General features: G+C 66.4%; 20 protein-coding genes and 1 tRNA gene. 13 read left to right on the forward strand and 8 right to left on the reverse strand.

All coding sequences use genetic code 11. The annotated features are described in order from the left end of the window. The first annotated feature begins 166 nt into the window (after positions 1–166). Complete coding sequence (locus AC1RRP_RS04590) at positions 167–1,342, forward strand: hypothetical protein (protein WP_493033701.1); 1,176 nt, start codon at positions 167–169, stop codon at positions 1,340–1,342. 17 nt (positions 1,343–1,359) lie between these two features. After that, the gene (locus AC1RRP_RS04595; protein ID WP_493033703.1) at positions 1,360–2,472 is read left to right on the forward strand and encodes an acyltransferase family protein; all 1,113 of its coding nucleotides are present in this window, start codon (positions 1,360–1,362) and stop codon (positions 2,470–2,472) included. Here AC1RRP_RS04595 and AC1RRP_RS04600 read toward each other — a convergent pair. Further along, on the reverse strand, positions 2,367–2,909 hold the full coding sequence (locus AC1RRP_RS04600) for a TlpA family protein disulfide reductase (protein WP_493033705.1): 543 nt from the start codon (positions 2,907–2,909) through the stop codon (positions 2,367–2,369). The genes AC1RRP_RS04595 and AC1RRP_RS04600 overlap by 106 nt on opposite strands. Next, positions 2,909–5,533, reverse strand: a complete 2,625-nt coding sequence (gene alaS / locus AC1RRP_RS04605; RefSeq protein WP_493033707.1) for an alanine--tRNA ligase — start codon at positions 5,531–5,533, stop codon at positions 2,909–2,911. The genes AC1RRP_RS04600 and alaS overlap by 1 nt, the downstream gene beginning before the upstream one ends. Before the next feature lie 190 nt (positions 5,534–5,723). Here alaS and AC1RRP_RS04610 point away from each other — a divergent pair, with 190 nt between their 5' ends. The 5 genes from AC1RRP_RS04610 (at position 5,724) to AC1RRP_RS04630 (ending at position 9,126) form a co-directional block, all read left to right on the forward strand. After that, entirely contained in the window at positions 5,724–7,208 is a 1,485-nt protein-coding gene (locus AC1RRP_RS04610; protein WP_493033709.1) for an NAD-dependent succinate-semialdehyde dehydrogenase, read from the forward strand. Positions 7,209–7,216: 8 nt separating this feature from the next. Continuing rightward, positions 7,217–7,693: an LEA/WHy family protein gene (locus tag AC1RRP_RS04615; RefSeq protein ID WP_493033711.1), complete on the forward strand. Its 477-nt coding sequence runs from the start codon at positions 7,217–7,219 to the stop codon at positions 7,691–7,693. Between the two features lie 14 nt (positions 7,694–7,707). Next, positions 7,708–7,781: transfer RNA gene (locus tag AC1RRP_RS04620), tRNA-Gly, on the forward strand. Between the two features lie 10 nt (positions 7,782–7,791). Then, positions 7,792–8,583 (forward strand): spermine/spermidine synthase domain-containing protein, encoded by a 792-nt coding sequence (locus tag AC1RRP_RS04625; RefSeq protein ID WP_493033713.1) that lies wholly within the window; start codon positions 7,792–7,794, stop codon positions 8,581–8,583. A gap of 120 nt (positions 8,584–8,703) precedes the next feature. After that, positions 8,704–9,126, forward strand: coding sequence for a BLUF domain-containing protein (locus AC1RRP_RS04630; protein WP_493033715.1), 423 nt, complete (start codon positions 8,704–8,706; stop codon positions 9,124–9,126). A gap of 108 nt (positions 9,127–9,234) precedes the next feature. Here the strand turns inward: AC1RRP_RS04630 and AC1RRP_RS04635 are convergent, their stop codons facing one another. The 3 genes from AC1RRP_RS04635 to AC1RRP_RS04645 all read right to left on the reverse strand — a co-directional run bounded on the left by AC1RRP_RS04635 (position 9,235) and on the right by AC1RRP_RS04645 (position 13,066). Next, entirely contained in the window at positions 9,235–10,866 is a 1,632-nt protein-coding gene (locus AC1RRP_RS04635) for a sensor histidine kinase (protein ID WP_493033717.1), read from the reverse strand. Between the two features lie 214 nt (positions 10,867–11,080). After that, positions 11,081–12,073 (reverse strand): substrate-binding domain-containing protein, encoded by a 993-nt coding sequence (locus AC1RRP_RS04640; RefSeq protein ID WP_493033719.1) that lies wholly within the window; start codon positions 12,071–12,073, stop codon positions 11,081–11,083. Positions 12,074–12,082: 9 nt separating this feature from the next. Continuing rightward, complete coding sequence (locus AC1RRP_RS04645; RefSeq protein WP_493033721.1) at positions 12,083–13,066, reverse strand: Bug family tripartite tricarboxylate transporter substrate binding protein; 984 nt, start codon at positions 13,064–13,066, stop codon at positions 12,083–12,085. 118 nt (positions 13,067–13,184) lie between these two features. Between AC1RRP_RS04645 and AC1RRP_RS04650 the strand changes: the two genes are divergently transcribed. Then, the gene (locus tag AC1RRP_RS04650) at positions 13,185–13,697 is read left to right on the forward strand and encodes a MarR family winged helix-turn-helix transcriptional regulator (RefSeq protein WP_493033723.1); all 513 of its coding nucleotides are present in this window, start codon (positions 13,185–13,187) and stop codon (positions 13,695–13,697) included. Between the two features lie 116 nt (positions 13,698–13,813). On the opposite strand, the gene AC1RRP_RS04655 is transcribed toward AC1RRP_RS04650, so the two are convergent. From AC1RRP_RS04655 to AC1RRP_RS04665, 3 genes are all read right to left on the reverse strand, one after another. Continuing rightward, positions 13,814–14,047, reverse strand: coding sequence for a hypothetical protein (locus tag AC1RRP_RS04655; RefSeq protein ID WP_493033725.1), 234 nt, complete (start codon positions 14,045–14,047; stop codon positions 13,814–13,816). 122 nt (positions 14,048–14,169) lie between these two features. After that, positions 14,170–14,808, reverse strand: a complete 639-nt coding sequence (locus AC1RRP_RS04660; RefSeq protein ID WP_493033727.1) for a 3-oxoacid CoA-transferase subunit B — start codon at positions 14,806–14,808, stop codon at positions 14,170–14,172. Positions 14,809–14,818: 10 nt separating this feature from the next. Next, a complete protein-coding gene (locus AC1RRP_RS04665; RefSeq protein ID WP_493033729.1) occupies positions 14,819–15,523 on the reverse strand; it encodes a CoA transferase subunit A in 705 nt (234 codons plus the stop codon). Positions 15,524–15,612: 89 nt separating this feature from the next. Here AC1RRP_RS04665 and AC1RRP_RS04670 point away from each other — a divergent pair, with 89 nt between their 5' ends. The 5 genes from AC1RRP_RS04670 (at position 15,613) to AC1RRP_RS04690 (ending at position 19,670) form a co-directional block, all read left to right on the forward strand. Beyond that, the gene (locus AC1RRP_RS04670; protein WP_493033731.1) at positions 15,613–16,167 is read left to right on the forward strand and encodes a helix-turn-helix transcriptional regulator; all 555 of its coding nucleotides are present in this window, start codon (positions 15,613–15,615) and stop codon (positions 16,165–16,167) included. A gap of 7 nt (positions 16,168–16,174) precedes the next feature. Beyond that, a complete protein-coding gene (locus AC1RRP_RS04675; protein WP_493033733.1) occupies positions 16,175–16,825 on the forward strand; it encodes a Rossmann-fold NAD(P)-binding domain-containing protein in 651 nt (216 codons plus the stop codon). Positions 16,826–17,071: 246 nt separating this feature from the next. Continuing rightward, complete coding sequence (locus AC1RRP_RS04680; RefSeq protein WP_493033735.1) at positions 17,072–18,481, forward strand: diguanylate cyclase; 1,410 nt, start codon at positions 17,072–17,074, stop codon at positions 18,479–18,481. A 41-nt stretch (positions 18,482–18,522) separates the two neighbouring features. Then, entirely contained in the window at positions 18,523–19,098 is a 576-nt protein-coding gene (locus tag AC1RRP_RS04685; RefSeq protein ID WP_493033737.1) for a peroxidase-related enzyme, read from the forward strand. A gap of 122 nt (positions 19,099–19,220) precedes the next feature. Next, positions 19,221–19,670, forward strand: a complete 450-nt coding sequence (locus AC1RRP_RS04690; protein ID WP_493033739.1) for a tetratricopeptide repeat protein — start codon at positions 19,221–19,223, stop codon at positions 19,668–19,670. The last annotated feature ends 3 nt before the right edge of the window (positions 19,671–19,673 follow it).

Consider the following 19,673-nt stretch of genomic DNA (forward strand, 5'->3'; position numbering starts at 1 on the left):
AGCTCCGTCATGGTGTGTAAAGGCCGCCGGCACAGGTCAAGATGCTCCGGAACGGCTGCACGCGATGGAATATCGCGTGGCTACCCAGATTATCGAGCCCACCCCACCCCGGAGTAATCCCCAAGCTAAACCCCACGAAGCTTGGGGTATATTGACCGCCACACCTATGAGAAAGCTGCTGGAGACCTTCAATACGATGGAGCAGACAGGGCAAGGGCTCGCCAGTCGTGGCATCCTGCTGCGCGGCGTGGGCAGCCACAGCACCGAAAGCGTGCGCCGTGTCTTCCTGGAGCAGCTGGGCGCCACCGACCTGGCCGCCCACATCCGTGCCGAACCCGGCCAGGGCCCGCAGGGCCATGGGGTGCGGCTCTGGCTGGACCACCCCGCCCGTCAGGCCTGGGCACCGGGCCACAACACCATGCAACTGGCCAGCACCCTGGGCTTGCGCACGCTGGACAGCGAGACCGACCTGCAGCGCGAGGTCCTGGTGACCCTGCTGATGAGCCCGACCGGCCTGGACTTCCCCAGCCTGGACGAGTTCGAGTCGGCCATCCACATCCGCCGCAACATCGTGCAGGCCGCGCGCCGCACCACGCTGGCCTTCGACACCGAAGCCGCCGAGCGCCCCCAGGACTGTTGGACCTACGACGAAGACCGGGGCTTCACCCTGCTGCCGGACGTGCCGCTGATCGACGCGCTGGTCAAGACCACGCAGCCCGACATCTCGGGTCGGCTCTACTCCTTCTCCTGCTACCGTGCCACCGAATACGTGACGCTGCTGGGCATCGCCCAGGAGCTGGCGCGCAGCAACACCGAGCTGTTCGAGCGCCTGCAGGACGTCTGGCGCCAGCGCGCCATCATGTCCGAGGAGTTCCATACCGTCTTCCTGCGCGAACAGGGCTCCATGGAAGCGCCGGTGCCCCCGCTCTACTATGTGCCGGGCGACCGCGTCTGGTTCCGCAACCCCGACGAGGCCTCGGCCGACGCCTGCGGCTTCGAAGGCTCCTGGGTCATGTACCTGGGCAACGGCCTGTTCACCAACTTCTGGAAACAGCACCAGCCCTACACCCTCACCCGCAAGTGCGTCGAGATCTACCACTGGCGCCACGGTCTGTACCGCGACGACCAGGGTGAATCGCAGATCGACGAAGTCCGCATCGAGCCACTGATCGAGGCCACACTCGCCAACCCGGACGAACTGGCGCAGGTCATGGCGCGCATGACGCGCTGGCGCGAGCCGCGCGGCGTCTACACCGAAGCCGGCGGCTGCATGGACACCACACGCGAGTTCGCGCGCTGGGTGCGCCCCGGCACCAGCGACATGCCCATCCCCAGGACCTGAGCGTCGCGCACAGACGCATGCAGGCGCGGCATACATTTGTCGACGGGCTCAAGACGCTGGGCGCGCAGCTTATCGTCTTGCACCACCTCTCGGCCTATGGTCCGCTGGCCGAGGCCCTGCACCGCATGGCGCCCACCGTCGGCGGCTGGCTCTACGACTACGCCCGCATGGCGGTCCAGCTCTTCCTGGTGCTGGGCGGTTTCCTCGCGGTGCAGCACCTGGGGCCCATGGCCAGCGCCCAGTCCTCCTTGCGCATGGCCCTGGTGCGACGCTACCAGCGCCTGGTCCTGCCCTTCTTCGCCGCCCTGCTGCTGGCCGTGGCCTGTGCGGCGCTGACACGGCTGGGTCTGGACGATGAATTTGTGCCGGCCGCACCGGGCATGGGCCAGATCCTGGCCCATGCCCTGCTGCTGCAGGATGTGCTGGACATCGAAGCCCTGTCGGCCGGCACCTGGTATGTGGCCATCGACTTCCAGCTCTTCCTGCTGCTGGCACTGCTCATGCGCCTGGGCTATCGGGTGGATGCCAGCAAGACCGTGACGGTCCTGCTGGTGCTGGGCCTGATGCTGGCGTCGCTGCTGCTCTTCAACCGCCAGCCCGAGCTGGAGCCCTGGGCCCCGTACTTCTTCGGCTCCTATGGCCTGGGCGCCGCGGCCTGGTGGGCCGGGCGCTCGCGCCACCCGCTGGCCGCGCTGGGCCTGCTGTCGCTGATCGGCATCGCTGCGCTCTGGCTGGAGTTCCGTGAACGCATTGCCCTGGCGCTGGTCGTGGCCCTGCTGCTGGGTATCCTGGTATGGCACCGACACCGCCTTCCGCGACGGGAACATCCGCTGCCCGTGCCCTTGCGGCAGCTGCTGCACCGCGGCGCCAAGACGTCCTATGCGCTCTTCCTGATCCACTTTCCCGTGCTCATGCTGGTCAATGTCTTCTACGCACAGCTGGACTCTGCGAGCGCCGTCACGCTGGCCTGCGTCGTGCTGGGCTACTGGCTGGCCAGCATGGCGCTGGCCTGGGCTTTCGAGCGTTACGTCGAAACGCCGCTGGCGCGCTGGGGCTTGCCGCGCAGAAGCGGCTCCACGAGCGCCAGCGCCTCGCGACCGGACCAGTCCACCTCACCACGCACACGCTGACGCGGGCGCCCTTCGGCATCGATCAGGAGTGTGGTGGGCAGCACATTGGCGCCCCAGGCCTTGGCGGCTTCGCTCTGCGGGTCGAGCAGCACCGTGAGCTCCAGGCCGCTGGACTGCAGGTACTGGGTGATGCGCCGCGGCCCCTCGCCCACATTGATGGCCAGCACCTGCAGCTGCTCGGGGCCGTAGATCTCGGCCAATTGCTGCAGCGAGGGCATCTCGGCCCGGCAAGGCGGGCACCAGGTGGCCCAGAAGTTCAGCACGACGGCGCGGCCACGCAATTCGGCCAGGGTCCAGGTCTTGCCCTGCAGGTCGAGCGCACGCAGCGCGGGCGCCGGTTGCCTGGCCGGCCAGGGGCTCACGTCATAACCGCGCTGGGCCAGCGCCGGACCGGCCAGCGTGGCCAGGGTCAGGCCCAGGAGGTCGCGACGCTGCATCAAAGTTTTTCCGCCACCCAGCCCTGCACGCTGGCCAGGGCCGCACCGAGCTTGCTGGCGTCGGTGCCGCCGGCCATGGCCATGTCGGGTTTGCCGCCGCCCTTGCCACCGACCTGCTGGGCCACGAAGTTGACCAGTTCGCCGGCTTTCACCTTGCCGATGCTGTCGGCCGTCACGCCGGCCGCCAGTTGCACCTTGTCGCCGTCCACGGCAGCCAGCACGATGGCCGCAGTCTTGAGCTTGTTCTTGAGCTGGTCGAGGGTGTCGCGCAGGGTCTTGGCGTCGGCGCCTTCCAGGCGCGCAGCCAGCACCTTGAGGCCCTTGACGTCCACGGCCTGCGTCGCCAGGTCGTCGCCCTGGCTCGACGCCAGCTTGCCCTTGAGCGCGGCGATTTCCTTTTCCAGCGCCTTGACCTGGTCCAGCACCTGGCCCAGGCGGGCGTTGAGTTCCGTGCTCGGAGCCTTGAGCGTGCCGGCGGCCTGCGTCACCGTGTCTTCGAGCTGCTGCAGATAGCCCAGCGCGTTGACACCGGTCACCGCCTCGATGCGGCGCACGCCAGCGGCCACACCGCCTTCGGCCACGACCTTGAACAGGCCGATGTCGCCCGTGCGCTGCACGTGCGTGCCGCCGCAGAGTTCACGGCTGCTGCCGATGTCGAGCACGCGCACGCTGTCGCCGTATTTCTCGCCGAACAGCATCATGGCGCCGGTCTTCTGCGCGGACTCGATGTCCATCACGCGGGCCTGGGTGGCGGCGTTGGCCAGGATCTCGTCGTTCACCTTCGCCTCGATCGCGCGGATCTGGGCTTCGGTGACCGGCGCGTTGTGCGCAAAGTCGAAACGGGTGCGCTCGGCATTCACCAGCGAGCCCTTCTGCTGCACATGGGTGCCCAGCACTTCGCGCAGGGCCTTGTGCATCAGGTGCGTGACCGAGTGGTTGCGCATGGTGGCCGCGCGCAGGCCCAGGTTCACCTGGGCCGTCACGTGGTCGCCCACATTGAGCGTGCCCTGGGCCAGGGTGCCGTGGTGGCCATAGACATCGGCCTTGATCTTCTGCGTGTCCCCCACCTCGAAGCGGGCCGAGCCGGCGATCAGGACGCCCTCGTCACCCACCTGGCCGCCGCTCTCGGCGTAGAAAGGCGTGGTGTCGAGCACCACGACGCCGTTCTGCCCGGCCTTGAGCACGGCGGTGGATGTGCCGTCGACATACAGCGCGACAACCTTGGCCTGGGCCTCCAGCTTCTCGTAACCCACAAACTGGTTGCCCGCGCCCGTGTACTCAAGCGCCTTGTCCATCTTGAACTTGCCGGCGGCACGGGCCTGGTTCTTCTGCTTCTCCATGGCGGCTTTGAAACCGTCTTCGTCCACGCTGAGGCCGCGCTCGCGGCAGACGTCGGCAGACAGGTCCAGCGGGAAGCCATAGGTGTCGTGCAGCTTGAAGGCCACCTCACCCGGCAGCACCTTGGCACCACCGGCCAGGGCCGCGTCCAGGATCTCCATGCCGTTTTCCAGCGTCTCGTAGAAACGCTCTTCCTCGGCCTTGAGCACTTCGGTGATGCGCTTTTCCTCGGCCTTGAGGCGGGGGTAGGCGTCGCCCATCAGGCGCACCAGCTCGGCGACGAGCTTGTGGAAGAAGGGCTTCTTCTGGCCCAGCTTGTAACCGTGGCGGATGGCGCGGCGCACGATGCGACGCTGCACGTAACCGCGGCCCTCGTTGCTGGGGATCACGCCGTCGCTCACCAGGAAGGCGGTGGCGCGGATGTGGTCGGCGATCACCTTGAGCGAGGGGTTCGTCAGGTCCTGCGTTCCAGTCTCGCGACCCGCGGCCTTGATCAGTGCGGCGAAGATGTCGATCTCGTAGTTGCTGTGCACGTGCTGCAGGATGGCGGCCAGGCGCTCCAGGCCCATGCCGGTGTCCACGCAGGGCGCGGGCAGCGGCGTGACGGCGCCCGTCTCGTCCATGTTGAACTGCATGAACACGTTGTTCCAGATCTCGATGTAGCGGTCGCCGTCTTCACCGGGGCTGCCCGGGGGGCCGCCGGCGATGTGGTCGCCGTGGTCATAGAAGATCTCCGAGCAGGGGCCGCAGGGGCCGGTGTCGGCCATCATCCAGAAGTTGTCGGACTTGTAGCGGCCACCCTTGTTGTCGCCGATGCGGATCACGCGCTCGGGCGGCAGGCCGATTTCCTTGGTCCAGATGTCGTAGGCCTCGTCGTCCTCGGCATACACGGTGGCCAGCAGGCGCTCCTTGGGCAGCTTGTAGACCTCGGTCAGCAGCTCCCAGGCCCATTTCAGACTCTCACGTTTGAAATAGTCACCAAAGCTCCAGTTGCCCAGCATCTCGAAGAAGGTGTGGTGGCGCGCGGTGTAGCCCACGTTCTCCAGGTCGTTGTGCTTGCCGCCGGCGCGCAGGCAGGCCTGCACCGAGGCCGCGCGCACATAGCTGCGCTTGTCGCTGCCCAGGAAAACATCCTTGAACTGCACCATGCCGGAGTTGGTGAACATCAGGGTCGGGTCGTTGCCTGGCACCAGCGGGCTGGACTGTACGACGGTGTGGCCCTTGGCGGCAAAGAAGTCCAGAAAGGTCTTGCGGATGTCGGCAACGGAGATGACGGGTTGGCTCATGGTTTTCCTGGACCGTGCGCTTGCTCCCCGGGGGATCGCGGCACGCACGTAACTGCTTGATTTACTTGAACTATCGATTATAAGTTTGAGGCGTTGGCGCTTCCCCTGTCGCCCCTGTGAAGCCCCCACGGCCCACTCACTGGCAAAATCATCCGCCACGCCCCTCACACAACCACCGAAGAGACCCACCATGGACATGAAGACCTCTCCCCTGGCCCTGCTCAAGGACCCCAGCTTGCTCAAGACCGACGCGCTGATCAACGGCCAGTGGGTCCAAGGTGCCGCAGCCAAGCGTTTCGACGTGCTGGACCCGTCCAACGGCCAGAAGCTGGCCGACGTGGCCAACCTGGGCCCGGCCGATGCCGAGCAGGCCATCAAGGCGGCCAACGCGGCCTGGCCGGCCTGGCGCGCCCTGACCGGCAAGCAGCGCAGCATCATCCTGCGCAAGTGGTTCGACCTGCTGATGGCCAACCAGGAAGACCTGGGGCGCATCATGACCGCCGAACAGGGCAAGCCTTTCCCCGAAGCCAAGGGCGAGGTGGCCTACGGCGCCAGCTTCGTCGAGTGGTTCGCCGAGGAGGCCAAGCGCGTCAACGGCGAGACCTTGCCGCCCTTCGACAACAACCGCCGCCTGATGGTCATCAAACAGCCCATCGGTGTCTGCGCGGCCATCACGCCCTGGAACTTCCCGCTGGCCATGATCACGCGCAAGGTGGCGCCGGCGCTTGCCGCGGGTTGCCCCGTCATCATCAAGCCGGCCGAGCTGACGCCGCTGACGGCGCTGGCCGCCGCCGAGCTGGCCATCCGCGCCGGCATCCCGGCCGGCGTGCTCAACATGATCACCGCCGACGGCGACAACTCGATTGCCGTGGGCAAGGTCTTCTGCGCCAGCGAGGTGGTGCGCCACATCAGCTTCACCGGTTCCACCGAAGTGGGCCGCATCCTGATGGCGCAGAGCGCGCCCACGGTCAAGAAACTCTCGCTGGAACTCGGTGGCAATGCGCCCTTCATCGTCTTTGACGATGCCGACATCGACTCGGCCGTGGAAGGTGCCATGGCCAGCAAATACCGCAACGCCGGCCAGACCTGCGTCTGCGCCAACCGCATCTACGTGCAGGACGGCGTGTACGACCAGTTCGTGCAGAAGTTCGCTGCCAAGGTCAAGGCCGTCAAGGTCGGCAACGGCTTCGAGGACGGCGTGTCGCAAGGCCCGCTGATCGAGGACGCGGCCGTCGAGAAGGTGCAGCGCCACGTGGCCGATGCCGTGGCCAAGGGCGGCAAGGTGGTGACCGGCGGCAAGAAACTACAGGGCCAGTTCTTCGAGCCGACCGTGATCTCGGAGGCCAACGCCAGCATGCTGTGCGCCACCGAGGAGACCTTCGGCCCCTTCGCGCCGGTGTTCCGCTTCAAGACCGAGCAGGAGGTGGTGGACGCCGCCAACAACACCATCTTCGGCCTGGCCACCTATTTCTACACCCGTGACGTGGGCCGCATCTTCCGCGTGAGCGAGGCGCTGGAGTACGGCATGGTGGGCATCAACGTCGGCGTGCTGGCCACCGAGCACGTGCCCTTCGGCGGCGTCAAGCAGTCCGGCCTGGGCCGCGAGGGCTCGCACCACGGCATGGACGACTACGTGGAGCTGAAGTACCTCTGCCTGGGCGACATCCTCAAATGACCACCGCCATGGCAGTCGCCCTGGTGCGGACCCGTCGCCGTCTGGCGCTGGTCGCCCTGCCCCTGCTGCTGGCCGCCTGCGCCACGGTGGCGCCGGACAGCGCGCCCAAGATCGACGTGGTGGGCATCGAGCCCCTGCCGACCCTGGGGCCGGAGTTCCGCCTGCTGGTCAAGCTGCACATCGTCAACCCCAGCGACACCCCGCTCGAGTACGACGGCGCCTATGTCGAAATCAATGTGGACGATCGGAAATACGCCGACGGCGTGATCGACGCCCGCGGCAGCGTGCCCCGCTTCAGCGAGGCGATGCTCAGCGTGCCGGTGACGATCAACGCCATGGCCGTCGTGCGCCAGGCCCTTGCGTTGGCCAGCGGCGAGCGCAGCCCCACCATGCGCTACCAGCTGCGCGGCAAACTCTCGGGCCCGCTCTTTCACAGCCATCGCTTCGAAACCAGCGGCGAACTGCCTCTGCCGGCGTCGCGCTAGAATCACGCACTATTGCGGGTGTCGTTCAATGGTAGGACTCTTGCTTCCCAAGCAAATAACGTGGGTTCGATTCCCATCACCCGCTCCAGCCAGCTTCCATGTCCAGCACCCCTTCCGGCGCATCCGAACCCGCGTTCGATGCGCCGTTTGTTTTTACAGCGGACGGCCACAAGTCCCTGTACTTCACCCTTGACCAGCTGCAAAGCCGCATGTGCAGCGAGCACCCCACGCAGCTGGAGGTGGACTACACCCGCACCATGATGGGCTTCCTGCTGCTGGACAGCCAGCCGGCCAGCATCGCCATGATTGGACTGGGCGGCGGCTCGCTGCTCAAGTTCTGCCACCGGCATCTGCCCCAGGCGCAACTCACGGCGATCGAGATCAACTCCCAGGTCATCGCACTGCGCCACGAGTTCCAGGTGCCCGACGACGAGCGCATCCGGATCATCTGCGCCGACGGGGCCGACTTTATCCGCACCCTGGCCGAAGAGAGCACCGGCCACTACGACGTGTTGCTGGTGGACGGATTCGATGGTCGGGGACAGCCGGCCAGCCTGTGCTCTCAGCGCTTCTATGACGACTGTTTCCGGGCGCTTTGCCCCGGCGGTGTCCTGGTCGTCAACCTGCACCACGACCACCCCGATCACGGCGTGTACACGGGGCGTCTGCGGCTGGCCTTCGACGGCAACCTGCTGGAGGTTCCGTCCAAGGAGAAAAGCAACAGCATCCTCTTTGCCAGAAGGAGCCAGCGCCTGTGCATCGATGAACTGCGGCAGAGCCCTGCGCTGGAAAAATTATCTCCGGAGGTGCGCGTCCAGCTCCAGCAGGAGTTTTCGCGCATCGGCTGGGACATACGGCAAGCCGGCCAGGCCCCGCCCGGGGGTTGCTAGCATGGGGCCCGCCCATCGGGCATGGCTGGCGGCAGCCGGGGTCAGCTTGGCCACATGTAACATAGCATCTGGAAGGGCTATTCCCCTACCAGATAATCAGGCCCCACAGGAGATGACCCCATGCTGATCCAGCTGACCTACGCCAGCCACTCTTCCCGCGCCCTCGGCCCGGCCGACGTGAAAGACATCTGGCAGACCTCGCAGCGCAACAACTCGGCCGTCGGCGTCACCGGCGCGCTGTGCCTGGCCAACGGCCTCTTCCTGCAGCAGCTCGAAGGCGACCGTGACGTGGTCAACCAGGTCTATCTGCGCATCCTCAAGGACAACCGTCATACCGAACCGTCCATCCTGGACTTCGGCGAGATCGCCTCGCGCCGCTTCAGCAACTGGAACATGGGCCTGATCTCCTCGCTGGCCGAGAACCGCCAGATCTTCCTGAAGTATTCGCGCAAATCCGAGTTCGACCCCTACAGCATGAGCCCGTCGTCGCTGCGCGGCTTCTTCGACGAGATCGTGCAGGGCGGCGTGCGCTGGATCGGCTGAGCCACAGCAACCGTTCGCTCAGGCATCCACAACCCGTCGACGGCGTCGCAATTGTTCTGCGCGGCCGAACGTCCCTGACCCGCGTATCGGTCCGAGCCTGCCCGCTCTTCAGCGGGCTGCGCCCCGAGGAAGGCTCAGAGTGAAGCGGGCGCCCTGACCCGGCTGCGACTCGACCGTCAGGGTGCCGCCCATGAGCAGGGCCAGGGCCCGCGAAAGCGCCAGGCCCAGCCCCGTGCCGCCGTGCTCGTAACTCACGCGGCTGTTGCCCTGGCGAAAGCGCTCGAAAATCAGTTCCTGCATCTCCGGCGCAATTCCCGGCCCGGTGTCGACCACGTGCACACGGACGGTCTCGGGCGTGGCGTCCAGCTCGAGCGTGACCGCACCGGCCGGCGTGAACTTCATCGCGTTGGACAGAAGGTTGTTGAGGATCTGCTTGAGGCGCAGGCCGTCGCAGACCAGGACAGCCGGCGCACCGGGGGCAATCTTGAGCTCCAGCCTCAAGCCCTTGGCTGCGGCGCTCACGGCGAAGAAATACACGGTGGACTGCAGCAGCTCGGCCAGCGCCTGGGGCTCCGGTTGCAGGGTCATGGCCCCCGCCTCCACCTTGCTCAGGTCCAGGATCTCGGTGAGCAGGGCATTAAGGTGCTCGGCCGCCTTGCGGATCAGGCCCGCCTGCTCACGATAACGAGGGTCTTCCAGGCGCTGCTCCATGAGTTCGGAAAAGCCCCGGATGCTGGTCAGTGGCGTGCGCAGTTCATGCGAAATGGCCGCCAGGAATTCCGTCTTGGCCTGGTTGGCCGACTGGGCCTGGGCCTCGCTGAGTTCGAGGGCGCGGTTCTTGGCCTCCAGCCAGCGCAGGCTGCCCAGCAGCAGCACCGCGCCACCGAACACCGCCACGCTGAACAAGGCGGTCAGCAGCAAGGTGAGGAAGCGTGTGGCACGCCAGGTCTCCAGGGCCACGTCGGTCGTGGTGCCGACCAGGATCAGCAGGGGATACTGGCCCACGCGCTGATGCGCCAGGATGCGTTCGGCCCCGTCGATGCCGCTGGGCCGGACTTCGGCCCCTGCATCGGGCCGGGGATGCTGCGCCCAGAAACCGGTCGCCTGCAACACCGTCCCCATGCCCTTGGAAACACTGTCGATGACACGAGCCCGCACGACCAGGTCATCCCCCACCAGTGTCACGACACCGAGCGCGCCCAGTTGCACCTTGCCGTAGACCTCCTCGAAATAGCCCGGGTTGAGCGAGGCCACGATCACGCCCCGCAACGTGCCGTCGGGGCCTGCGATCTTGCGCGTGAGCTGGATGGTCCATTTGCCCGAGACTTTGCCGAGCACCGGCTTGCCGATGAACAGCCCGTCGGGCGTGGTCTGCCCGGACGCGTCGCGCTCCAGTTCGGGCCGCAGATGCACCCTGATGTGCTCGCGCTCGGACAGGTCCACATGACCGGTCTTCTGCCCGGTCGGGTCCAGGTTGCTCCCGACGAAACGTGCGTCAGCGCCGACATAGGACAGCTGGGTCAGGATGTCGGGCACCAGCCCGGTCTCGTTGGCGATGCGCGCATAGTCCTCGTCCCTGAAGCTGCCGGCCAGGACCCTGTCGCGCATGCGCAGCATGGCCTGATCGGTGGTGGCCAGAACCCGCAGTGTCTGCTCCTGCAGCGCTTGTGCCAGGTTGGCGTTCTGCCGCATCTCGGCTTTCAGCGTCTCCTCGCGCTTGAACCGCAGGTCGATCAGCACAGCCGTCCAGGCGCCGCCCAGGATCAGGAGGACAAAAAAGACAAGGAGATAACCTCGCCGCAGGGCATCCGGTCGGCCATGCAGGGCAAGCGTCGGTGGGAAAGCGGCGGCGGGCACTTCGGTCGGGCAAGCAGATGTTCCGGCCGATCATAGCTGGCCTGCCGCGGCGCCTGGCCGCCACGCAGACAGGGCGCCCTGCGCTGGCCCGGATACTTCAGATCCTGAACGACTCCAGCGTCTGCGGCGCAAAAAGCTCCCTGGGCTCCAGCAGACGCCTGGACAGGCCCTGCTCAAAGGAATAGCGCAGGAAAGTGCGCAAGGTGGCCTCGTTCCTCTCGTAGCCATAGGGCCAGAAGTCATTCCCCATCTCGCGCCTGGCCTGCTCGACGTGGGCCGTCAGCCAGGGCAGCATGGTCTTGAGGGCCGCCGTCTCGTAGAGGTCTTCGTAGCTGCGCTGCTGGGACGCCGCCAGCGCCTTCATCATGGATTGGGCGATCCAGGGATGGGCCTCGTAGACATCACGGCGCAGGGCCACGGTGTGCATGATCGGGAATATGCCGGTTTCCCTGAAGTAGTTGCGCTCCACCGGCTCGTAGTCTTCGAACAGGCGTCTGACCTTGCCCCCGCCCTGCAGAAAACTCGATGGCATGCGCGCCGTGTAGAGCGCATCGATCTCGCCGTCGAGCAGCATTTTCGAGAGCGTCTGCTGCGGGCCGATGGGCCTGACCTTGATGTTGGGCGGCAGATCGAGCCTGATTTTCTCGGAACGACCGGGCTCCTCCTCGCCGCCTGTGTAGTAGGTGACGCTGTCCACCGGCACGCCGTAATGATCGGACAGGATGCCGCGTATCCACACGGGCGCCGTCATCTGGTACTCGGGGTTGCCGACGCGCTTGCCGATCAGGTCCTTCGCTTCACGGATGCCGGAATCCGCGTTCACATAGATGCATGAATGCCGGAAGAAACGCGACGGGAAAATCGGGATCGCGACAAATGGCCGCGGCTCACGAAACATCGACACCGTGTAGGACGAGAGCGACATCTCTGCCATCTCGAACTCCTGGTGCCGCAGCATGCGGAAGAAGGTCTCCTCCACCGGCAGGTTGAGGTAGTTCAGGTCGATGCCGTCGGGCTGGATGCTGCCATCCATCAGGGCGCGGGTGCGGTCGTAGTTCCAGCAGGCGAAGGTGAGTTTGAGTCTGGACATGGGTCGGTGTCATTCGCTCTTGAGACCGGCGGCGCTGATGGCCTGGGCCAGACGCGCAATCTCGCCCTGGATGGCCTGGTCGAACTCCGCCGGGCCGGCGCCGACGGCAACGATGCCCGCGCTGTTCAGGCTCTGGACCAGTTCGGGTTGGCGGGCCACAGCGGCCATCTCCGCGCTGAAGCGCTCGATCACGCTGGCCGGCGTGCCCCGGGCGGCAAAGACGCCTATGGTGGGTGCGAAATCAAAACCCGGGATCGTCTCCGCGATCGCCGGCACACCCGGCTCCTGGCTGGAACGCTGCGCCGCGTTGTTGCCCAGCAGCCTGACCTGGCCGTTCTTGACGAAGCCGGCCAGCGAAGGCAGGGCCGAGAAGGCCAGGTCCACCTGCCCCCCGATCAGCGCCGGCACCGACTGGCTGCTGCCCTTGTAAGGGATATGCCGCAGATCGATGCCCAGCGCGCTCTTCATGGCTTCCATGGTCAGATGATGGGTGCTGCCCACGCCCGAGGAACCGTAGGTCAGGACACCGGGTCTGGCCTTGGCCAGCGCGATCAACTCGGACAAGTTGCCGACCCCCACCTTGGGATGCACCGCCAGGTAGAGGGGCGCGCGGGCCGCCAATGACACGGCCATGAAATCGCGCTGGTAGTCGTAGTTCAGGTTCTTGTAGAGGGCCGGGTTGATGGAGAACATGGAACCATCCGTCACCAGGTAGGTGTAGCCGTCGGCGGGCGCCGTCGCCAGGGTCTGAGCGGCGACCACGCCATTCGCACCAGGCTTGTTGTCCACCACCACGGGCTGCCCCAGGCGCTCGCCCAGGCGCTGCGCGAACAGGCGGGCCACCGTGTCGGGCAAGCCCCCCGCCGGGTTGGGCACGACCAGCCGGATGGATCTGTTCGGATACGAGGCCTGCGCCTGGGCGAGCCCCGGCAAGGCCAGCATGGCTGCCGCAGTCAGTGCACACCCCCACAGCATGGAACGACGTGTACTCATGGCTAGTCTCCTGTTTGCTCCGGCGGGGGCCGATGGCCAGTTGCCGATTTTTACTTAGGGAACTAAGATAATAGGCCATGCCCTCCGCCCCGTCAAACCTGTGCCCGCCACCCGCACCATGAGCCATGACACCCGGGATATCCTGCGGCGCTGGCGCGAAGCAGTCCCCAACGACCGCCTGGCGCACCTGATCCGCGACACGGAACGCGCCTTCCGCAAGTCCCTGCAGGTGCGCCTGGCCGCGCACGCCGTACCCTTCGGCCACTGGGCCTTCCTGCGCATCCTCTGGGAAAAGGATGGCCTGACCCAGAGGGAACTGAGCGAACGCGCCGGCGTGATGGAGCCCACCACGTTTGCGGCCATGAAGGCCATGGAAGCGCAGGGTTACATCCTGCGCAAGCAGTTGCCGACCAACCGGAAGAATGTGTACATCTACCTGAGCGCGCAGGGCCGGGCCCTGCGCAAGAAACTGGTGCCGCTCGCCGAGGACACCAACAGCATCAGCACCAGGAACCTCACACCGGAGGAGTTGCTCACGACGCGTCGGGTCCTGCTGAAGATGATCGAGAACCTCGCCGAGGACGAGCAGGCCTGGGAGGCTGCGCCGCAGCGCAGACCCCCGCGCGCCTGAGGCGCGCCGGGACGCGACGAGGCGGCCCCGGGTGATGGTCCTTGAAGAGCAGGGGCAGCCTCTGGTCACGCAAGCGCGGGCTATCGCTTCCCCGCACCGCGCCGCCATGGCGTTCATCATTTCCGGCCGCAGGTACCACAGGCTTTCGAGATCAGCGCAAAGTGCACCTGCTGCCTGAACGCCTGCCCGTCCGGGCCGAGGTGTTCCAGCAGCGCGCACAACATGGCCTCGCGCACGGGCTCCACCACCGCCTCGGGGGCTTCGGTCTGTGGCTGGCCCGGCAGGGCCCAGAAACTGTTTTTCAAGCGCATGGGGTTCGCATCCGGACGGCCTTCGCGATCGACCTTCATGATGGCGGCTCCCGGGGCCGGCAATGGGAGCAGGAACGATCCGCTCAGGGGCCAATTCCGCGTCTCGGAACACACCCATGAAAAAAGGCCCCGACAGGGCCTTTTCCTGAAGCCGTCGCCGCTCAGACCAGCGGCACACCCGTCTTCGACTGGATGAACTCGCGTGTCACGCCCGGGGCCAGCTCCACCAGCTTGAGGCCTTGCGGCGTGATGTCCATCACGCCGAGGTCGGTGATGATGCGGTCGATCACGGCCTTGCCGGTCAGCGGCAGCGTGCATTCGGGCAGGATCTTGAAGTCTTCCGTGCCGTCCTTCTTCCTGGCCACGTGCTCCATCAGCACGATGCAGCGCGGCACGCCGGCCACCAGGTCCATGGCGCCGCCCATGCCCTTGACCATCTTGCCGGGGATCATCCAGTTGGCCAGGTCACCCTTGCCGCTGACCTGCATGGCGCCCAGGATGGACAGGTTGATCTTGCCGCCACGGATCATGGCGAAGCTCTCGTGGCTGCCGAAGATGGCCGAGCCCTTGATGGTGGTGACGGTCTGCTTGCCGGCGTTGATGAGGTCGGCGTCCACCTCATCCTCGTAAGGGAAAGGGCCGATGCCCAGCATGCCGTTCTCGCTCTGCAGCCACACCTCGATGTGGTCGGGCACGAAATTGGCCACCAGCGTCGGGATGCCGATGCCGAGATTCACATAGAAGCCGTCCTGCAGCTCCTGCGCCGCGCGCGCGGCCATTTGGTCTTGGGTCCAGGGCATGTTCTTCTCCTCAAACTTTACGGTCGCGGGTGGTGCGCTTCTCGATGCGCTTCTCGGGCGTGGGGTTGTGCACGATGCGGTGCACGTAGATGCCCGGCAGGTGGATGTCGTCGGGCGCCAGCTCACCGGTGGCGACGATGCGTTCCACCTCCACGATGCAGATCTTGCCGGCCATGGCGGCGGCCGGGTTGAAGTTGCGCGCCGTCAGGTTGAAGCGCAGGTTGCCCGAGCGGTCGGCGATGTCGGCCTTGATCAGCGCCACGTCGGGCAGCAGTGCCCGCTCCATCACATAGGTCTCGCCGTCGAACTCGCGCAGCTCCTTGCCCTCGGCCACGATGGTGCCCACGCCGGTCCTGGTGAAAAAGGCCGGGATGCCCGCGCCGCCGGCGCGCAGCTTCTCGGCCAGCGTGCCCTGGGGCGTGAACTCCAGCTCCAGCTCGCCGGCCAGGTACTGGCGCTCGAACTCCTTGTTCTCGCCCACGTAGCTGGAAATCATCTTCTTGACCTGGCGGGTCTGCAGCAGCTTGCCCAGGCCGAAGTCGTCCACGCCGGCGTTGTTGGAAATGGCGGTGAGGTTCTTGGCGCCGCTGTCGCGCACGGCGTCGATCAGGGCCTCGGGGATGCCGCACAGGCCGAAGCCGCCCACGGCCAGCAGCTGGCCGTCGCGGATCACGCCTTCGATGGCCTTGGCCGCACTCGGGTACACCTTGTTCACGCTGTTCTCCTTTTAAAAATGTTTGAATCAGCAAATCCGCAACGATACTACCTATCCAAATACGTAGTTATGCCTAAAATCCGCACCCTATGGACATCGACTACCGACTCGCTTTCGAATACGCCCCCATCGGCATGGTGCTTTCGCGCAACCGCATCATCATGGACTGCAACCGGCATGTCTGCGAGATGTTCGGCAGCAGCCGCGAAGAGCTGGTCGGCCAGTCCTTCCTCGTGCTCTATCCCAGCGCCGACGAGTTCGAACGCACCGGCGCGCGCATCACCCCCATCATGAACCGCCAGGGCAGTTATGCCGATGACCGCATCATGAAGCGGGTCGACGGCCGTTTCAAGGGGGAGGTGTTCTGGTGCCACGTGACCGGCCGCGCGCTCGACCCGGCCGAGCCGCACGGCGCCGGCATCTGGACTTTCGAAGACCTCAGTTCGCGCCGTCCGGTCAAGGCGGAACTGACGGCACGCGAACGCGAGGTGGCCGCCCACCTGCTGGAGGGCCTGACCTCCAAGGAGATCGGCAAGGCCCTGGCCATCAGCTACCGCACGGTGGAGATCTACCGCGCCCGCTTGATGCGCAAGTACAAGGCCAGCACCACGGCTGACCTGGTGCACAAGCTCACCGCCGGCTGATCCCGCCATGACCACCCTAACCCCACCGCTGCGCCTGCTGCTGGTCGGCGCCACCGGCGCCGTCGGCCACGAGGTGCTGACGGCCGCCCTGGCCGATCCGCGCATCCTTCAGGTCGTCGCCCCCACGCGCCGCCCCCTGCCCGCCCACCCCAAGCTGCTCAACCCGGTGCCGGACTTTGCCGCCCTGCCCGCCGATACGCCGTGGTGGCAGGTGGACGCCGTCATCTGCACCCTGGGCACCACGATCAGGACCGCCGGCTCGCAGGCCGCCTTTGCCGCGGTGGACCGCGACCTGCCCATCGAGGTGGGCCGGCTGGCCCGCGCCGCCGGCGCCAGCCGCTACGCGCTCAACTCCTCGCTGGGCGCCAGCGCTGGCGGCAACTTCTACCTGCGCACCAAGGCGCAGGTAGAAGACGGCATCCGTGCCCTGGGCTACCCGGTCTACACCGTGGTGCGCCCTTCGCTGATCGACGCCGAGCGCGAGGAGTCGCGCCCGGGCGAGCGCATCGGCCTGGCCATCGCGCGTGCGCTACGCCCGCTGATCCCGCGCCGTTACAGGGCCGTGCCGGCGGCACGCATCGCCCAGGCCCTGCTTGCCGGTGTGCTGCGCGGGCAGCCGGGGGAAGACATCGTCGAATCGGAACGGCTGCAAACCTGACACGCGGCCCGAAACGGGTGTGACTTCTTCATCACTTTGGCCCCTGGCGCGGCCGGGCCAGCTCGACGCGACCGGTGATATGCATTAAAGTGTATACAGCTTCAGGGACATTCTGCAGAGCGCCAAAGGCGCCCGGAAGCACAAGAGCAAGTCGTTAGGAGTTCCGGTTTGCGGCGTCTGAGAGATTGGCTGATCGCTCAATCGAGCGGGGTCAACCACCGCCTTGTCTACGGGCTGGTGGGTGGCTTGCTGCTCTGCCTCTGGGGCTTCGTCGGCTTCTGGTCCTGGTGGGAACGCAGCAGCACCCTGGCGGCGAATGCGCAGGTGCTGGAGCAGCTTACCACCGCCGTCCACGAGCAGACCCGCAACCTCTTCAAGCAGGCGGAAACTTCCCTCACCGTGGCCAACCTCTGGATGGCCGAGCATCCCGACCAGGACCCTGGCAAGGCGCCCGGCTTCATCCGGCTGGTGGAGAACCTGCGCCTGGCCTCCGACAAGCGGATCGACATCCGCATGGTGACGCGTGACGGCACGCTGCGGTACATCCCTGACCGGGGCCAGACGAACCGGACCAATGTCGCCGACCGCGATTACTTCCAGGCCCAGTTCAACGAGAAGACCCGTGGACTTTACGTGGCCAAGCCGGTCATCAGCCGGGTCACCGGCAAACTGGGCATCCCCATCTCCATCCCGGTGACCCGGGCCGGCGGCGACATCGCCGTCCTCTTCGCCGCCATCGAGCTCGACCGCATGGCCGGTACCTTCGAGGCCGAGCGCATCCAGCCCCTGGGCACCATTGCCATCCTGCGGGACGACGGACTCTTCATGTTCCGCAGCCCCATGGACGACAAGATCGTCGGCACTTCCGTCGCGCAGAGTCCGATGTGGAAGCAGCACATGGGCACCTCCCCCGGCGGGTTCTACCATTCCGAAATCAGCCCGGTTGACGGCCGCTCGCGCGCCGTGGCCTACACCCGGGTGCAGGACTACCCACTGGTGGTGGCCGTCACCGCCTCGATCGAAGACCTGCTCGCAGACTGGCACCTGCACACCGGGCTGCTGGTGCTGGTGGCCCTGCTGATCTCTGTCTTCTCCATGCTGCTGGGCTCCACCCTGCTGCGCACCCTGAAAAAGGAGGCGCTGGCACGGCACGAACTCGAACATCTGATGCTGACCGACCCGCTGACCGGGGTCGGCAATCGCCGCATGCTGGAACTGCGGCTGGACGACGAGATCCTGCGCGCCCAGCGCTACCGCCGCGCCCTCACCGCCGTCTACTTCGACCTGGACCACTTCAAGCAGGTCAACGACAGGCACGGACACGATGTCGGTGATGCGGTGCTGCGCCTGGTGGCCGACAGCCTGGTGGCCAATGTGCGCCAGAGCGACCACGTCGCGCGCCTGGGTGGCGAGGAATTCGTGGTGCTGCTGACCGAAACCGGCATCAGCCCTGCCGTGACCCTGGTGGAGCGCATGCGCTCGGCGGTGGCCGCCCTGCATCCCCCGGGACTGCCCGGTCACATCACCATCAGCGCTGGCCTGGCCCAATGGCGCGAGGGCGAGAGCGCCGAGTCGCTATTGCGCCGGGCCGACCGGGCCCTCTACCGCGCCAAGGCATCAGGCCGCAACAGCGCCTTCACCGACCTGGAAGCCTGAGGGCGCATCGGATAATGCGCGCTCCAACCGCCGGAGATCGCATGAACCGCTACCCCCATCCCGAACTCAAGGACCTGCCCGAGGACATCCGCGCGCGGATCCTGGAGGTGCAGGAGAAATCGGGTTTCATCCCCAACGTTTTCCTGGCGCTGGCGCGCCGCCCGGCCGAATGGCGCGCCTTCTTCGCCTACCACGATGCGCTCATGCTCAAGGAAGACTCGGGCCTGAGCAAGGGCGACCGGGAGATGATCGTCACCACCACCAGCGCGGCCAACCACTGCCTGTACTGCGTGGTGGCGCACGGTGCCATCCTGCGCATCTACGAGAAAAAGCCCCTGGTGGCCGACCAGGTGGCCGTGAACCACCGCAAGGCCGACATCACGCCGCGCCAGCGCGCCATGCTGGACTTCGCCATGAAGGTCTGCCAGCGCTCGCACGAGATCGATGAGGCCGACTTCGCCGCCCTGCACGCCCACGGCTTCAACGATGAGGACGCCTGGGACATCGCCGCCATCACGGCCTTCTTCGGCCTGTCCAACCGCATGGCCTCGTTCAGCAACATGCAGCCCAACCCCGAGTTCTATCTGCTGGGCCGCATGCCCAGAGACAAGAAGTAGGCCCGGCCGCGGATGGGGCCGTCCGACCGGCGGCGCGGCACCAAGCCTGCGCCTCGTTATGCTGTGCGGGCCGACGCAAAAGCCGCGGCGACGCCGCCGCCGTCGTGCAGGAGGAGCCTGTCATGAAACACCACTTTTTGCTCGTCACGCTGCTGCTGTGCAGCCAGCTGACCTGGGCGGCCGACATCCCGACGGTCACACCCGCCGCCGCCGAACTGAAACCGGCCCGTGCCCTGATCGCGAAAAAGGACTGGGCCGGCGCTGCCGAAGTGCTGGCCAACTACACCCGCGCCAACCCGGCCAGCGCTGACGGCTTCAACCTGCTGGGTTACAGCTACCGCCACCTCGGGCGTTACGACGAATCGCTGGCCGCCTACAACAAGGCGCTGGCGCTGGACCCCAGGCATCGCGGTGCGCACGAATACATCGGCGAGGCCTATCTCCAGCTCGGCCAGCTCGACAGGGCCAAGGTGCATCTGGACGCGCTGGACAAGCTGTGCTTTCTGCCCTGCGAGGAATACACCGACCTGAAGAAGGCCTACGAGGCGGCGCTGGCCGGCGGGCGCAGGTAGCCG

The organism is Hylemonella sp. GW821-FHT12C09 (genome assembly GCF_058807395.1).

What these genes read in the sequence shown, in the direction of transcription:
- AC1RRP_RS04590 (WP_493033701.1), top strand. Translation starts at nt 167, where the DNA reads ATGAGAAAGCTGCTGGAGACCTTCAATACGATGGAGCAGACAGGGCAA.
- AC1RRP_RS04595 (WP_493033703.1), top strand. Translation starts at nt 1,360, where the DNA reads ATGCAGGCGCGGCATACATTTGTCGACGGGCTCAAGACGCTGGGCGCG.
- AC1RRP_RS04600 (WP_493033705.1), bottom strand. Translation starts at nt 2,909, where the DNA reads ATGCAGCGTCGCGACCTCCTGGGCCTGACCCTGGCCACGCTGGCCGGT.
- alaS (WP_493033707.1), bottom strand. Translation starts at nt 5,533, where the DNA reads ATGAGCCAACCCGTCATCTCCGTTGCCGACATCCGCAAGACCTTTCTG.
- AC1RRP_RS04610 (WP_493033709.1), top strand. Translation starts at nt 5,724, where the DNA reads ATGGACATGAAGACCTCTCCCCTGGCCCTGCTCAAGGACCCCAGCTTG.
- AC1RRP_RS04615 (WP_493033711.1), top strand. Translation starts at nt 7,217, where the DNA reads ATGGCAGTCGCCCTGGTGCGGACCCGTCGCCGTCTGGCGCTGGTCGCC.
- AC1RRP_RS04625 (WP_493033713.1), top strand. Translation starts at nt 7,792, where the DNA reads ATGTCCAGCACCCCTTCCGGCGCATCCGAACCCGCGTTCGATGCGCCG.
- AC1RRP_RS04630 (WP_493033715.1), top strand. Translation starts at nt 8,704, where the DNA reads ATGCTGATCCAGCTGACCTACGCCAGCCACTCTTCCCGCGCCCTCGGC.
- AC1RRP_RS04640 (WP_493033719.1), bottom strand. Translation starts at nt 12,073, where the DNA reads ATGTCCAGACTCAAACTCACCTTCGCCTGCTGGAACTACGACCGCACC.
- AC1RRP_RS04645 (WP_493033721.1), bottom strand. Translation starts at nt 13,066, where the DNA reads ATGAGTACACGTCGTTCCATGCTGTGGGGGTGTGCACTGACTGCGGCA.
- AC1RRP_RS04650 (WP_493033723.1), top strand. Translation starts at nt 13,185, where the DNA reads ATGAGCCATGACACCCGGGATATCCTGCGGCGCTGGCGCGAAGCAGTC.
- AC1RRP_RS04655 (WP_493033725.1), bottom strand. Translation starts at nt 14,047, where the DNA reads ATGAAGGTCGATCGCGAAGGCCGTCCGGATGCGAACCCCATGCGCTTG.
- AC1RRP_RS04660 (WP_493033727.1), bottom strand. Translation starts at nt 14,808, where the DNA reads ATGCCCTGGACCCAAGACCAAATGGCCGCGCGCGCGGCGCAGGAGCTG.
- AC1RRP_RS04670 (WP_493033731.1), top strand. Translation starts at nt 15,613, where the DNA reads ATGGACATCGACTACCGACTCGCTTTCGAATACGCCCCCATCGGCATG.
- AC1RRP_RS04675 (WP_493033733.1), top strand. Translation starts at nt 16,175, where the DNA reads ATGACCACCCTAACCCCACCGCTGCGCCTGCTGCTGGTCGGCGCCACC.
- AC1RRP_RS04685 (WP_493033737.1), top strand. Translation starts at nt 18,523, where the DNA reads ATGAACCGCTACCCCCATCCCGAACTCAAGGACCTGCCCGAGGACATC.
- AC1RRP_RS04690 (WP_493033739.1), top strand. Translation starts at nt 19,221, where the DNA reads ATGAAACACCACTTTTTGCTCGTCACGCTGCTGCTGTGCAGCCAGCTG.